This is a genomic window from Phycicoccus sp. 3266 (assembly GCF_031456495.1).
Classification (GTDB): domain Bacteria; phylum Actinomycetota; class Actinomycetes; order Actinomycetales; family Dermatophilaceae; genus Pedococcus.
The window spans coordinates 1,401,587-1,415,187 of record NZ_JAVDUW010000001.1 but is presented as its reverse complement, the minus strand read 5'-3'; the positions used below and the strand labels follow the sequence as shown (position 1 = coordinate 1,415,187).

At 73.2% G+C, this 13,601-nt stretch carries 13 protein-coding genes; 7 read left to right on the top strand and 6 right to left on the bottom strand.

Annotation, left to right across the window (positions count from 1 at the left end):
• Positions 1–104 precede the first annotated feature (104 nt).
• A complete protein-coding gene (locus J2X64_RS06805; protein ID WP_310151429.1) occupies positions 105–296 on the bottom strand; it encodes a DUF3073 domain-containing protein in 192 nt (63 codons plus the stop codon).
• Between the two features lie 221 nt (positions 297–517).
• Positions 518–1,609 carry a Glu/Leu/Phe/Val dehydrogenase dimerization domain-containing protein gene (locus J2X64_RS06800; RefSeq protein WP_310151427.1) on the bottom strand — a complete coding sequence of 364 codons (1,092 nt, stop codon included), beginning with the start codon at positions 1,607–1,609 and terminating at the stop codon, positions 518–520.
• A 249-nt stretch (positions 1,610–1,858) separates the two neighbouring features.
• Between J2X64_RS06800 and J2X64_RS06795 the strand changes: the two genes are divergently transcribed.
• From J2X64_RS06795 to J2X64_RS06785, 3 genes are all read left to right on the top strand, one after another.
• Positions 1,859–2,047 carry a BldC family transcriptional regulator gene (locus J2X64_RS06795; RefSeq protein ID WP_310151424.1) on the top strand — a complete coding sequence of 63 codons (189 nt, stop codon included), beginning with the start codon at positions 1,859–1,861 and terminating at the stop codon, positions 2,045–2,047.
• Positions 2,048–2,209: 162 nt separating this feature from the next.
• Positions 2,210–3,340, top strand: a complete 1,131-nt coding sequence (locus tag J2X64_RS06790) for a CaiB/BaiF CoA-transferase family protein (protein WP_310151422.1) — start codon at positions 2,210–2,212, stop codon at positions 3,338–3,340.
• Between the two features lie 122 nt (positions 3,341–3,462).
• On the top strand, positions 3,463–3,849 hold the full coding sequence (locus J2X64_RS06785; protein WP_310151419.1) for a hypothetical protein: 387 nt from the start codon (positions 3,463–3,465) through the stop codon (positions 3,847–3,849).
• A 167-nt stretch (positions 3,850–4,016) separates the two neighbouring features.
• Here the strand turns inward: J2X64_RS06785 and J2X64_RS06780 are convergent, their stop codons facing one another.
• Positions 4,017–7,316, bottom strand: coding sequence for a response regulator (locus tag J2X64_RS06780; protein ID WP_310151417.1), 3,300 nt, complete (start codon positions 7,314–7,316; stop codon positions 4,017–4,019).
• 120 nt (positions 7,317–7,436) lie between these two features.
• Here J2X64_RS06780 and J2X64_RS06775 point away from each other — a divergent pair, with 120 nt between their 5' ends.
• Positions 7,437–8,084, top strand: coding sequence for a LysE family translocator (locus tag J2X64_RS06775; RefSeq protein ID WP_310151415.1), 648 nt, complete (start codon positions 7,437–7,439; stop codon positions 8,082–8,084).
• 97 nt (positions 8,085–8,181) lie between these two features.
• Here the strand turns inward: J2X64_RS06775 and csrA are convergent, their stop codons facing one another.
• The 3 genes from csrA to flgN are packed head-to-tail and all read right to left on the bottom strand — an operon-like array spanning position 8,182 to position 9,498.
• On the bottom strand, positions 8,182–8,511 hold the full coding sequence (gene csrA, locus J2X64_RS06770) for a carbon storage regulator CsrA (protein WP_310151411.1): 330 nt from the start codon (positions 8,509–8,511) through the stop codon (positions 8,182–8,184).
• 53 nt (positions 8,512–8,564) lie between these two features.
• Positions 8,565–8,969: a flagellar assembly protein FliW gene (fliW, locus tag J2X64_RS06765; RefSeq protein ID WP_310151409.1), complete on the bottom strand. Its 405-nt coding sequence runs from the start codon at positions 8,967–8,969 to the stop codon at positions 8,565–8,567.
• A gap of 16 nt (positions 8,970–8,985) precedes the next feature.
• Positions 8,986–9,498, bottom strand: a complete 513-nt coding sequence (flgN, locus tag J2X64_RS06760) for a flagellar export chaperone FlgN (RefSeq protein ID WP_310151406.1) — start codon at positions 9,496–9,498, stop codon at positions 8,986–8,988.
• A 204-nt stretch (positions 9,499–9,702) separates the two neighbouring features.
• Between flgN and J2X64_RS06755 the strand changes: the two genes are divergently transcribed.
• From J2X64_RS06755 to fliD, 3 genes are all read left to right on the top strand, one after another.
• Positions 9,703–10,599: a sigma-70 family RNA polymerase sigma factor gene (locus J2X64_RS06755; protein ID WP_310151404.1), complete on the top strand. Its 897-nt coding sequence runs from the start codon at positions 9,703–9,705 to the stop codon at positions 10,597–10,599.
• Positions 10,600–10,733: 134 nt separating this feature from the next.
• Complete coding sequence (locus J2X64_RS06750; protein ID WP_310151401.1) at positions 10,734–11,603, top strand: flagellin; 870 nt, start codon at positions 10,734–10,736, stop codon at positions 11,601–11,603.
• A gap of 94 nt (positions 11,604–11,697) precedes the next feature.
• Positions 11,698–13,581, top strand: coding sequence for a flagellar filament capping protein FliD (fliD, locus tag J2X64_RS06745; protein ID WP_310151398.1), 1,884 nt, complete (start codon positions 11,698–11,700; stop codon positions 13,579–13,581).
• Positions 13,582–13,601: the final 20 nt, after the last annotated feature.

The window sequence follows — 13,601 nt, the reverse complement described above, 5'->3', positions numbered from 1 at the left end:
GAGGGCACGACGGCGTGGCGGCCGGGGGGGATCGGGTCCCGGGGGACCGTGGCCGACACGGACCGCCGGCCCGTGCATGAGGGTGGAGCAGGACGTGGATCAGGTCATCGCTGACCCGAGACCCACTTCCCGTAGTCGTCGTACTCGTCGTCGCCGTCGTCGGAGACTCGCTCCGGCTCGGTGTACGACGAACCGTGTAGTTCTCGCTCAAGCGCGCTCAGGTCGGTGTTCGGGGAGAAGTACTTCAGCTCCCGAGCAACCTTCGTCTGCTTGGCCTTGGCCCGGCCGCGCCCCATGGCGTGACCCCCTCATGCGTCTGCCGGGACGGCATCGCCTGGACGAGTCACCTGGGGTGCCTCGGCTCCACGGAGCGGTCCCGGGAAATGTGTATGTGTCGTGGGTCCAACGCTACATGAGCCGCGCAAGTTCTGCGGCGGGACCCGCGCCGATCGAACCGGTCGGACGAGGCGCGGGTCCCGCCACCGCAGGATGCCGTGGGGAGGGAGGCCGGAAGGGCTCAGCGGGCGGGCAGCCAGATCCCGCCGGCCTGCTTGGCCGCCATCCGCTCCTCGGCGATGTGGTCGGCCGCGGCGGCCGGGGTGATCGAGCGCTCCTGAGCGGTCTCGAGGACCTCGAGGGTGTGGTCGAAGATCGCCGTGGCGGCCTTCTTGGCCCGCTCGAAGTCGAACCCGTGGAGCTCGTCGCTCACCTGGATCACGCCACCGGCGTTGACGAGGAAGTCGGGGGCGTACGTGATGCCGCGGGCCGCGAGCTGGTCGGCGGTGCCGCCCTCGCCCTCGCGCACGAGCTGGTTGTTCGCGCCGCCGCAGACGACCGTGGCCCGCAGCGCCGCCACGGTGGCGTCGTCGAGCGCCCCGCCGAGCGCGCACGGTGCGTACACGTCGATGTCGGAGCGGATGAGCGCGTCGGTGTCGGCGACGACCTCGACCTCGGGGTGCGCCGCGGTGAGGGCCTCGAGCGCCTCCTCGTTGACGTCGGTGACGACGACGCGGGCACCGTCCTCGAGCAGGTGCCCGGTGAGGATGCGGCCGACCTTGCCGACACCGGCGATGCCGACGGTCCGGCCCTTCAGGGTCGGGCTGCCCCAGACGTGCTGGGCGCAGGCCCGCTGGCCCTGGAACACGCCGTACGCGGTGAGCACCGAGGAGTCGCCGGCACCGCCGTTGGCCTCGCTGCGGCCGGTGGCGAAGCGGGTGGTCTCGCTGACGACGTCCATGTCGGCCACGTAGGTGCCCACGTCGCACGCGGTGACGTACCGGCCGCCGAGGCTCTCGACGAAGCGCCCGTAGGCGCGCAGCAGGTCGGGGGTCTTGTCCGTCGCCGGGTCGCCGATGATGACGGCCTTGCCACCGCCGAGGTCCAGCCCTGCCACGGCGTTCTTGTAGGCCATGCCCCTGGACAGGCGCAGCACGTCGGCCAGGGCGGCCTCCTCGGTGGCGTACGGGTAGAACCGCGTCCCGCCGAGGGCCGGCCCGAGGGCCGTGCTGTAGATGCCGATGATGGCCCGCAGGCCGGTGGTCTTGTCGTTGCAGAAGACGACCTGCTCGTGCTGGGACATCGAGGTCGAGGGCGGCGAGGACACGGTCACGGTGGTGACTCCTAGGGCTCGGTGGCGCTGGGCTGGGCGGCGCGGGTCGCGCGCCGTGCTCCCAGCGTATTCCTGCCCGTGGGGTCCGGGGACCCACGTCCGCGGCCGCCCCGGTGCCTGCCCGGGTCCCGCCGCGGGCTCCCGTGACTAGTACTTCCGGACCATGCGGGATGGCCCGTTCGGAATGTTCCCAATGGGAGGCCCTTGTCCGATTATGGGTGGACGTCCCCTGAAGTAGGAGAAGAACACATGGTCACTCGTCCGACGGAGGTCGAGAAGCTGCTCACGCCCGCAGAGGTCGCTGCGCTCTTCCGAGTCGATCCCAAGACAGTCACCCGCTGGGCCAAGGCAGGAAAGCTCAACTCGATCCGCACCCTGGGCGGCCACCGCCGTTACCGGGAGGCGGAGGTGCGGGCGCTCCTGTCCAACGTCATCTGACGGGGGAGTGGGGCCGGCTCCGGGTTTCAGGGGCTCGGACCGGCCACGCAACCCCGGCGTTCGCGGTCGAGCCGCGTCGCCGGCAGCCCGTCCACCTCTAGGGGACAGAGGTGGACGGGACGCCGGCGGGCTCGTCGTGCCCGACCGGTTACCGTGCCCTCCATGAGTGGTGCGCCGCGTCCCGGACCGCTGTCCGGCGTCCGCGTCCTCGAGCTGGGGGGCATCGGCCCGGGCCCGTATGCCGGCATGCTCCTGGCCGACCTCGGCGCGGACGTCGTCCGTGTCGACCGGCCGGGGGAGGACCTGTCGCCGACCCATGCCGTGCTGCTGCGTGGCCGCCGGTCGGTGGCGCTGGACCTCAAGTCCGAGGACGGCCGGGCGACCGTCCTCGACCTCGCCGAGCGCTCCGACGTGCTGCTCGAGGGGTTTCGCCCCGGCGTGGCCGAGCGGCTCGGGCTCGGGCCGCAGGACCTGCTCGCGGTCCGGCCTGCCCTCGTCTACGGCCGGATGACCGGGTGGGGCCAGGAGGGCCCGTATGCCGGTCGCGCCGGCCACGACATCACCTACCTCGCGGTCTCGGGCGCCCTCGAGGCGTTCGCCGGGCCCGACGGCCGGCCGGTGCCGCCGCTGAACCTGCTCGGCGACTTCGGCGCTGGCGGGATGCTCCTCGCCTTCGGGGTGGTGTCGGCGCTGCTGCACGCCCGGACCACGGGCGAGGGCCAGGTCGTGGACGCGGCGATCGTCGACGGCGTCGCCTCGACGACGGCCATGCTCCAGTCGATGGTCGCCTCCGGGCTGTGGCCGGGGCCGCGCGGCACCAACCTCTTCGACGGCGGTGCCCCCTTCTACCGCTGCTACCGGACGTCCGACGACCGCTGGGTCGCGGTGGGGGCGGTCGAGCCGCACTTCTGGGGGCGCGTGCTCACCGGGCTCGGGCTGGGGGCGGCCGAGGTGGACGAGCTCGTCGGGCGGCAGCTGGACCGGTCGGCGTGGCCCCAGGTCGCGGACCGGCTGGCGGTGGCCTTCGCCGGCCGCACCCGCGACGAGTGGGCTGCCCACTTCGCGGACCGCGATGCCTGTGTCGCGCCGGTGCTGTCGCTCGCCGAGGCGGCGCAGGACCCCCACCTCGCCGCGCGCGGCACCTACCTCCCGGACCCGGGTGGCTCCGGGCCTACGCAGCCGGGAGTGGTCCCCCGCTTCTCGCGGGCCCCGGGGACGCGGCCGGACGACGGGCTCGGGACCGGTCGCCCCACCCGTCCCGGTTTGCCCGGGATGGACGGGACCGAAGAGTGAACTCCGTTCGTCCAAACGGTTGAGTGGTTATTCAAGGCTTGGCAAAGTTCGCGGTGCCGCGACCGGTCGTGGCGGTTTAGTCATCCCACACCCACCTGCATCGCAACCCAGGGGAGCCCACCGTGACCAACAGCCTCGGTACCTTCGTCCTCGAGCGGATGCGCCTGCTCGGTTGGAGCCGGGAGGTGCTGCAGCAGCGCACGGCCCTCGACGCGTGGACCCTCGAGGCGATCCTGGACGCCCCGGTCCTGCCGGAGTGGCCCGAGCCCACGGCGATGGCCGCCCTGGCCCGCGAGCTCGACGTCCCCGTCCGGGAGCTCGTGCTGCAGGCGGCCCAGGGCAGCGGCCTGGACGTCCTGGCGCCGCTGAGCCCCACCGAGACCCTGATGCTCGCGTCGAACGAGGACCTCATGAAGGAGGTCCGTCGCCGGCTCGCCCTCGGTGCCCGCACAGGCCAGTACATCGCCAGCCCGAGCGGGCTGCTCGGCGCGGACGTCGAGTCCGCCTAGACCACCCCTTCCCGGGCGGCTCCCGCCCAGACGCCGGACGGCCGGTCGGAGACCTCTCCGACCGGCCGTCTGCGTGTCCCCGGGCTGACGGTGGCGCGACCCGGGCGGGCCGGTGACCCCGGACGTGCCCGGTGGCCCCGGACGGGCCCGATGGGCGCAGCCGCGGCTCAGCCGGCGCGTATGCCCTCGCGGTAGGTGCGCAGCGCGTCGACCGCCAGCCGGCGCTGCTGCTCGAGCTGGTCGAGGACAGCGTCGGGGACGAGCACGCCGTCGTCGCCGAGCAGCTCGACCTCGAGGCACAGGGAGGCCAGGGTGGTGGCCCCCAGGTTGGAGGACGTCCCCTTGAGCCGGTGGGCCGCCCGCCCCTGGCCGTGCGCGTCGCCGGCCGCGTGCGCCGACCGCAGCATGTCCATCGTCTCGGCCGTGCTGGCGTCGAACCGGTCGAGCATCCGCAGCAGCAGGCTGGGGTCGTCCGGGTCGAGCTCGAGCAGCTCGGCGAGGCGGTCGAGGTCGAGGGCGGCGGCATGGTCCGGTCGGAGACCGGCCCCGGGGTCCGGAGTCGACGGCGCCGTGCCCTCCGTGGCCGCGTCCGTGCCCGTCCCGGTGCCGGTCGGTGCGGCGGAGGGCCGTACGGGACCGGACGGGGCGTCTGGCGCGGCGGGCCGGGGGCCCACGAGCCGGTCGAGGACCTCGGCCAGCAGCGCGATGTCCACGGGCTTGGTGAGGAAGTCGTCCATGCCCGACTCGAGGCAGCGCTCGCGCTCACCGGCGATGGCCGAGGCCGTCATCGCGATCACCGGGACGTGCTGCCGGCCGTCCTCGAAGGCGCGGATGGCGCGGGTCGCGTCGTAGCCGTCCATCTGCGGCATCTGGCAGTCCATGAGGACCGCGTCGTAGGCGCCGTCGGCGTTCTGGAAGGAGTAGTAGCCGGCCAGCCCGTTCTCGGCGAGGTCCACCGTGAAGCCGAGGGACTCGAGGATCCCGGCGGCCACGAGCTGGTTGACCTCGTTGTCCTCGACGACCAGCACCCGGCCCCGGTCGAGGGCCCGGGCCTGCTGCCGCGGGGCGTCCGGTGCGGGCGCGGGCTCGGGGGGCAGGTGCGCCTGGCGGCCGGCGGCCCCCACGGTGTTGAGGGTGTCGAGCAGGGCGGAGGGCAGCACCGGCTTGAGCAGGCTGGCGTCGATGCCGGCCGCGGCGATGTCGCCCGCGTCGAGGTCCATGGCCGAGGTCAGCAGGATGATCCGCGTGGCGTCGAAGCGGGTGTCGGCACGCACCATCCGTGCGAACTGCTCGCCGTTGACACCGGGCATGACGTAGTCGAGCAGGACCAGGTCGAACGGAGCCCCCTGCCGCTCCGCCTCGTCGAGCAGGCCGAGTCCCTGCACCCCGGACGACGCGACGACGGTGTCGACCTTCCAGCCGGCGAGCTGCTCCTCGAGGATGAAGCGGTTCGTCTCGTTGTCGTCGACGACCAGGGCGCGGAGCCCGGCGATGACGCTGCTCGTGGGCGGGGGTGGTGCGGACCCGTCGCCGGCCGCGTCGAAGGTCGCCGTGAACCAGAACGTGCTGCCGGCGCCCTCTTCGCTGTTGACCCCGATCCGGCCACCCATGGCCGTCACGAGCTGGCGGCTGATCGCCAGCCCCAACCCGGTGCCGCCGTACTCGCGGGTGGTGGAGGTGTCGCCCTGCGAGAACGCGGTGAACAGCCGGGCCTGGACCTCCGGCGAGATCCCGGAGCCGGTGTCGCTCACGTCGACCCGCAGCTGCACGTGCCCGTCACGTGCGGACTCGACGGTGCAGCGCACCACGACCTCGCCCGCGGCAGTGAACTTCACGGCATTCGCCGTCAGGTTGGCGACCACCTGCCCGAAGCGCACCGGGTCGCCCACGACGCGCCGCGGCACGTCGGGGGAGCAGGTGACCGCGAGCTCGAGGGCCTTGGCCCGGGCCCGCTCCGCCGACAGGGTGGTGGCCTGCTCGACGACGTTGGTGGGGTCGAACTCCACGCGTTCGAGCTCGAGCCGGCCGGCCTCGATCTTGGACAGGTCGAGGACGTCGTTGACGAGACCCAGCAGGCTGCGGCCCGCCGAGTCGATGCCGTCGGCGAGGCGCTGCTGCTGCGGCGACAGCTCGGTGCGCCCGAGCAGCTCGGACAGGCCGATGACGCCGTTGAGGGGGGTGCGGATCTCGTGGCTCATCGTCGCGAGGAAGTCGGACTTCGCCCTCGAGGCCCGCATCGCGTCGTCCCGCGCCCGGGCGAGCCGCTCGGCCGCCCACTCGCGCTCGGCGACGTGGGCGAACAGGGCGCTGGCCTGCCCGACGGTGACGCTGTCGCTGTCCGTCGGCGGGGTCGTGGCCCGGGTGTCCATGACGACGACGCAGGCGGCGCGGTCCTCCGCGACCACGGGGGCGGCGACGAGGTGGGTGCCCTCGGTGCTGCGGGAGATCTCGGGCATGAGGCTGCGGGTCGCGGCCCGCGCCAGCCGTCGCGCCTCGTCGACGTCCGCCTGCGGCGCCGGCCGCGTCCTGCCGGGGACCGCGACGAGCTCCCCGTCGTGGGACACCCGCCATGCCGCGACCGCCCGCCAGCCGGTGTGCTCGGCGACCTGCGCCAGGATGCGCGGGATGACCTCGGTGATCGTGGTGGCCTCGTTCGCTGCGGTCGCCATCGACGTCAGCAGGGCGAGGGCCTGCTCGGCGTCCTTGGTCTCGGTGACGTCCTGCGCGGTGCCGCCCATGCGGACGACCCGGCCCTCGGCGTCACGGGTGGCCTGTCCGCGGCCGCGGATCCACTTCAGCCCGCCGTCGTGGCCGATGACCCGGGCGTCGAAGACGAACGTCCCCGTCTCCATGGCGGCCTGCACCGTCGCCTCGACGTCCGCCCGGTCGTCGGGGTGGATGCGGTCGACGAAGCCCTGGTACGTGGGGGTGAGGTCCTCCACCCGGTCCAGCTCGTAGATGCGGTAGAGCTCGTCGGACCAGGTCACCGTGTCGGTGAGGACGTCCCACTCCCAGCTGCCGATCCTGGCGATGTGCTGGGCCTCGGCAAGCTGCTGCTCGCTGCGCTGCAGGCTCTCGATGAGCCGTCGCTGCTGGCTGTAGTCGCTGACACGGTGCAGCCACCCCACGGGACGTCCGCCGTCGTCGTGGATCCGGGTGTGGCTGACCAGTGCCCACAGCCGGCTGCCGTCCCGGCGGACGAAGAGGCACTCGAGGTTGTCGCCGGGCTGCCCGGTCTGCTCGAGCTGGCGCAGGTGCTGGGCGAACTGGCCGCGCCCGACCTCGTCGAGCGTCTCGAAGACGGACAGCCCCGGCATGTCATCCGGGGAGCGGCCGAGGAGCTCGGCCAGCCGGTCGTTCGCGTACACCGTCCGGCCCTCGCGGTCGAACACCCACAGCCCGTCGGGGGACGCCTGCGCGAGCCAGCGCTGCAGCTCGGCGGGGTCGACGTCGCGGGGCTCGGGCACGGGGCAATCCTCGCACCAAACGCGCCGTTGTCCGGGCAAACGCGCGCTTCCGGGCCGTAAGGACCACCCCTTCGGACGACCCCGGTGCGACCGGACGTCGCCGCGTGACAGGCTGGCCGCGTGGGAGTCTCGACGGGTGCCGCGCTCGGCATGGCGCTGACCGCCCTGGGCATGGTGCTGACGCCCGGGCCGAACATGATGTACCTGGTCTCGCGGAGCATCTCCCAGGGCCGGGCGGCAGGCCTGGTGTCGCTCGCCGGCACCGCGCTCGGCTTCGTCGTCTACCTCGTCCTGGCCGGCGTCGGGCTCGCCGTGGTCTTCGTCGCCGTGCCGTGGCTGTTCATCGGCTTCAAGGCGGTCGGCGCGGCATACCTCGCGGTCCTCGCGTGGCAAGCACTGCGCCCTGGCGGCCGGGGGCCGTTCGAGGTGCGCCCCACCGCCCGCCACGGTGCCGGACGGCTCTTCCGGATGGGGCTGGTCACCAACCTGCTCAACCCCAAGGCGGCGATCATGTACCTCGCGCTCATCCCGCAGTTCGTCGACCCCGGCCGGGGCCACCCGGTTGCGCAGGGGTTCGTGCTGGGGGCGGTGCAGATCGCGGTGAGCGTGACCGTCAACGCGGGGATCGTCGTGGCCGCAGGCGGTGTCGCCGGGGTTCTGGCACGACGCCCGTCCTGGGTGGTGTGGCAGCGCCGGGTCACCGGGACGCTGCTGGGTGCCGTCGCGGTCGTGCTGGCCCGCGAGGTGCCCGCCCGCGCCCGGGTCTGAGGCTCGGTACCCGGCGTCTCAGGACCATGCTTCCCAGGACCCAGGCGGCCCAGGACCCAGGCGGCTCAGGACCCCGGCGGCTCAGGACCCCTGCGGCTCAGGACCCCGGCGTCGCGCCCGGCTGCCCGGGCTCCTCCGGCCCGGCCGTCGTCGCGGGATCAGTCGCCCCGGCCTGCAGGTCTGCGCCCCGGTCGCCGGCGGCGCCGCGCACGGCCCTGGCCAGGTCGGTCGTCGCGCCCTGGGACGCGGAGGCCGCGGCGGCGTTCGCCCGCTGGACCTCCTCGTAGACCTCCTGCCGGTGAACCTGCACGTGCGACGGCGCGTCGATGCCGATGCGCACCTTGTCGCCGTTCACCTCCAGCACCGTGATCACGACGTCGTGGCCGATGCGGAAGCTCTCGTGGGGACGGCGGCTGAGCACGAGCACGCCCCGGCTCCTTCCCTGGCCCCTGGGGCCATGGTGGTCGACGGCTGCGGTGGTCAGTGCGCGCCGAGGGGCGCCCGCAGCGGGAAGTCCTGGCCGCTCAGGACGACCTGCTCGGCGACCCCGGTGCGGGTGTTGACCACGACCGGGGCGAGCAGGTTGGCATGGGCGGCGCTGACGTCCGCCCCCACAGTAACGATCGTCAGGACGAGAGCGTCGTCGGCGTCCTCGAGGCCGAGGCGCCCGGCGGTGGCGTCGTCGAGGACCGGCCGGTACTCGGGGAAGAACACGCCCGCGGCCGCGACGACGAAGCCGGGGGCCGCGCCGTCGGTCGGCAGCATCTCGAAGACGCCGCCCTCGCCTCCGTGCAGCGCGTACTCGTGCGCGTCGGGGAAGCCCACCAGGCCCTCGGCGAAGTGCGCGACAGGGGCGGTCGTGGAGGAGGGGGCGTCGAGGGTCATCGCGGTCATTGTCGCCTCACGTGCTCTGGTCGAAAAGTCGGCGGGTGGGGTCGGTCTGCCGAGCGCCGGTCGGGCCGTACGTCGCCGCCGGTGCCGGACCGGTGAAGCGGGCGAGCACGTCCTCGACCGCCTGCGCCCCCGCCGCGAGCACGTCGCGGTTGGCGGCGGCCGACTCGGTCAGGTCCCGGGTCGCCTCGAGCAGGGCGGTGCGGTGCTCGGCGAGCAGGTCGTCCCACGGCGCCGGCGCGAGCGCGGCGATCTGCGACAGGGTGGCGTCGGCGTCGAGGCCCAGGGCGAGGGCGACCGGCGCGGTGTCGACGGCGCGGACCAGCTCGGCCCCGCGCACCTGCTCGAGCGCGATCTCGACCTCCTGCGCCGCCCTCGCCACCCAGGTGGCGCGGCCGGTCTCGACGAGGGCGCGCTGCACCTCCAGGCGGTAGGCCAGGCGCTCGAGCAGACCCCGGACGGCCCACAGGGCGCCGGAGAGCTCGGCGCACTGCTGGGCGGCGTCACGGGTCTCGGTCCTCACGACCGCTCCCATCGTCAGCGGCGCGGCATCCCTGAGCCGTTTCCGACCGGCATCGGGTGCCCGAATTCCTGCAAGCGCTTCCATGAGCACAGCGAGACGTCGCAAACACAGGTTCCTGACGGTTTCCATACCCAACGTCGTCCGAACGGCCGAGGTTGCTTGTCCGAAGGGCCGGAGACCTGCTGTGGTGGTCGGGAGCATCCGATGGCGTGCGGAATTGTCGTCCACGTGACCGCGACTGAGTGCTTTCAGGCCAGTTTGGAACCGTTTGACGTCGAGACGGCCTGCCGCGAGAACCTTCCCATCGTGCACTACGAGGTGCGCTCGCTCAGCGCCCGCCTCCCGGGCCACGTCGCGCTGGACGACCTCACCTCCGCCGGCCTCGGCGCGCTGGTCGCCGCGGCGCGGTCCTTCGACCCCGCCCTGGGGGTGCCGTTCGGGCGGTATGCCGCGCGCCGCATCCGGGGCGCGCTGCTGGACGAGCTGCGCTCGATGGACTGGGCGTCGCGGTCGCTGCGCTCCCGGGCCCGGGAGCGTGAGGCGCACCGCGAGGCGCTCGCCGGCCGGCTGAACCGCGAGCCGCGGGAGCAGGAGCTGGCGACCTCGATGGGGACCTCGGTCCAGGAGCTGCGCGAGCTGCGCCGGGACCTGCACCAGTCCGTCGTGCTGCGGATCGACGCCGTCCGCGAGGACGGCGACGCCGACGCGCTGCTGCCCCGCACGACCGCGACGCCGGAGTCCCTCGTCGTGGAGCGGGAGCGCCGCGCGTACCTCGTCGCCGCCGTCGACGCCCTCCCCGAGCGCCTGCAGGCCGTCGTGCGCGGGACCTTCTTCGAGGACCGCCCGATCCGTGAGGTGGCCGAGGAGCTCGGCGTCACGGAGTCACGCGTCTCCCAGCTGCGCACCGAGGCGCTCGGGCTGCTGCGCGACGGCCTCAACACCCACCTCGACCCCGAGCTCGTGCCCGCCCGGCCGGACGGCGTCGTCGCCCGGCGGCGGGCCGCCTACTACGCCGAGATCGCGGGCCGGGCCAGCCACCACAACCGCCGCCCGGGCGGGTTCGGGGGCGGCCACCGCACCCACCGCGTCGCGGGCGAGTGACTCCCGCGACGCGTTCGCGGAGAAAGTCCTCAGGGACGGCTCGACCCGGCCGATAGGGCCGGTGTCGACCCCCTGGGCCGACGCGGGGAGCCACGGATGGCTCCCCGGGACCCCATCCAAGGAGAGGAACCACCATGGGTCTTCAGATCAACACCAACGTCGCGGCGATGAACGCGTACCGGAACCTCAGCTCCACCCAGGGTTCCATGGCGACCAGCCTCGAGCGCCTGTCCTCCGGCCTGCGGATCAACCGCGCTGCCGACGACGCCGCCGGCCTGGCGATCAGCGAGAAGCTGCGCGCCCAGACCAACGGCCTCAACCAGGCCACCTCGAACGCGCAGGACGCGATCAGCCTCGTGCAGACCGCCGAGGGTGCGCTCAACGAGACGCACTCGATCCTCCAGCGCATGCGCCAGCTCGCTGTCCAGTCGGCGAACGACACCAACACCGACGCCGACCGGGCCCAGATCCAGAAGGAGGTCGGGCAGCTCAGCCAGGAGCTGGACCGCATCTCTTCTGCGACTCAGTTCAACAAGCAGGACCTGCTCGCCGGGGACACGGTCGCTGGGACGTCGACAAAGTCGTTCACCTTCCAGATCGGTGCCAACGCCGGTCAGGAGCTGAAGGTTTCCATCAACAAGGTGGATGCCGCCAGCCTCAAGGTCAGCGCTCCTGCCGTCGCGGGCACCGCAGGCGCGACCGAGGTCGACGTCACCACCCAGGCGAACGCCAAGGACGCGCTCACGAAGATCGACGGGGCCATCGACACCGTCTCGGGTCAGCGCGCTGACCTCGGTGCGGTGCAGAACCGTCTGCAGCACACCATCAACAGCCTCAGCGTCGCCTCCGAGAACTCGGCTGCTGCCGAGTCCCGGATCCGTGACACCGACATGGCCAAGGAGATGACCTCCTTCACCCGCTCGCAGATCCTGCAGCAGGCCGGTGTCTCGATGCTGGCGCAGGCCAACTCCGCCCCGCAGTCGGTCCTCAAGCTGCTCGGCTGAGTCCGGAGTGCAGCCCGGGGCCTGAGGGGGCGATCCTCCCCAGGCCCCGGGCCCACACCCACCCGGCACCGGCGACAGGAAAGGAGACAGTGCCATGGCCGCGGTCGACGGACTCGTCTCCGGACTGAACACCAGCCAGATCATCAGCTCCCTCATGAAGGTCGAGCGGCAGTCGGGTGCCTACCTGAGCACCGGCAAGGCGGCCAGCCAGACGATGGTCAGCGTGCTCCAGGCGCTCAACAGCAGCCTGAGCACCCTGCAGACGGCTGCCGCGGCCCTCGTCCCCGACACCATCGCCAAGGCGTCCGCCTGGACCTCGACCACGGCGACCTCCTCCCAGGCCACCCTCGCCAGCGCGACCACCGGCGCCACCGCCACGCCCGGCCGCACCACCTTCACGGTGCAGTCGGTCGCCACGGCGGGAGCTGCCGTGTCCTCGGGCTCGGTCGCGAGCCTCGACACGGCCGTCGCGGGCGGCCCCTTCGTCCTGGCACAGGGCCTCGATGCGCTCGGCCTCGCCTCGCCGGCGGCCGGTGCCGCCCTGTCGGCCGGCACCCACAGCGTCTCGGTCACCCAGTCCTCGGCCGGGGCGACGCTGACCGGGTCCCCGGTCGCCGACAGCGTGACCATCGACGCCTCGAACGCCGGGCTCTCGGTCCTGCTCGACGGGTCGGGCACGCCCACGACCTTCACCCTCGCGCAGGGCACCTACACCCGTGACCAGCTCGCGGCGGAGGTCACTCGCGCGTCCGGCGGCGCGCTCACCGCGAGCACCACGACCAGCGGCGCCCTGAGCATCGCGACGACCCACGAGGGCTCGGCCGCCGGCCTCGCCCTGGCCGGCGCCAACACCGCGCTCGGCCTCACCGACACCACGACCACCGCCACCGGCACCGACGCGGTCGTCTCGCTCGACGGCGTCGCGACCACCGTGTCCAGCCTGACCCGCGGCGCCCAGCTGAGCCTCAACGGGGCCGGCGGCGACAGCCTCGTCTTCACCCTCAGCGGCGGCCTGCGTGCCGGGACCGCGTCGGCGACCCTCGTCGACGTCGCGGCCGGCTCCTCGCTGACCGCCGTCGTCTCGGCCATCAACGGCGCGGGCGCGGGCGTCCGCGCCACCGCCGTCCAGGTGTCGTCCACGGCATACCGGCTCCAGCTGAACTCGATGACCACGGGGGCGGCGTCCGACGTGACCGTCGGCGACAACGCGTTCCCCTCCTCCACCTCGACGCTGGGGTCGATGCTGCAGCTGCAGGCCGGGACCGACACCGTCCTGCGGGTCGGCACCGGGCCCGGCGCGTACGACGTCACCTCGCCGACCGCGTCGGTCACCGGGCTGCTCCCCGGCGTCACCGTCACGGCGGCCAAGGCCGACCCGACCACCCCCGTCACGATCACCGTGGACCACGACAGCGCCGGCATCGCGGACAAGGTGCAGGCGATGGTCAAGGCCGCCAACGACGTGCTGGCCTACCTGTCGAGCAAGTCGTCCTACGACACGTCGACAAAGACGGCAGGCCCGCTGCTCGGCGACTCGATGGCGCGCGACCTGGCCCAGCGGATCACCGACACGGCGGTCGGCACCTCGACCAGCACCCCCGGCCTGGCCGGGGTCCAGGTGGCGCGCGACGGCACCCTCACCTTCGACCGGACGGCGTTCCTCGCGGCCTACGCGAAGGACCCCGACGCGGTCGCCGGCACGCTGACGACCATGGCGTCGGCCGTCACCGACACGGTCAAGGCCGCCTCGGACCCGCTCGACGGCTACGTCACCGGCCAGGTGAACCTCGCCCAGGAGCAGGTCCGCGACTACACCGACCAGATCGCCAGCTTCGAGGTGCGGATGTCCATGCGGCAGGACAGCCTCCAGCGCCAGTACGCCGCCCTCGAGACCATGCTCGGCAGCCTGCAGTCCCAGAGCCAGTGGCTCGCGGGGCAGATCGCCTCGCTCCCCACCCCGTCCAGCGGCAAGAACTGACCGCCGGCGACAACCCAGGA

Bases quoted from the DNA above. Each gene is read 5' to 3' on its own strand.
- J2X64_RS06795 (WP_310151424.1), top strand. From the start codon at position 1,859: ATGGTCACTCGTCCGACGGAGGTCGAGAAGCTGCTCACGCCCGCAGAG.
- J2X64_RS06755 (WP_310151404.1), top strand. From the start codon at position 9,703: ATGGCGTGCGGAATTGTCGTCCACGTGACCGCGACTGAGTGCTTTCAG.
- J2X64_RS06750 (WP_310151401.1), top strand. From the start codon at position 10,734: ATGGGTCTTCAGATCAACACCAACGTCGCGGCGATGAACGCGTACCGG.
- J2X64_RS06805 (WP_310151429.1), bottom strand. From the start codon at position 296: ATGGGGCGCGGCCGGGCCAAGGCCAAGCAGACGAAGGTTGCTCGGGAG.
- fliW (WP_310151409.1), bottom strand. From the start codon at position 8,969: ATGACCCTCGACGCCCCCTCCTCCACGACCGCCCCTGTCGCGCACTTC.
- fliD (WP_310151398.1), top strand. From the start codon at position 11,698: ATGGCCGCGGTCGACGGACTCGTCTCCGGACTGAACACCAGCCAGATC.
- J2X64_RS06790 (WP_310151422.1), top strand. From the start codon at position 2,210: ATGAGTGGTGCGCCGCGTCCCGGACCGCTGTCCGGCGTCCGCGTCCTC.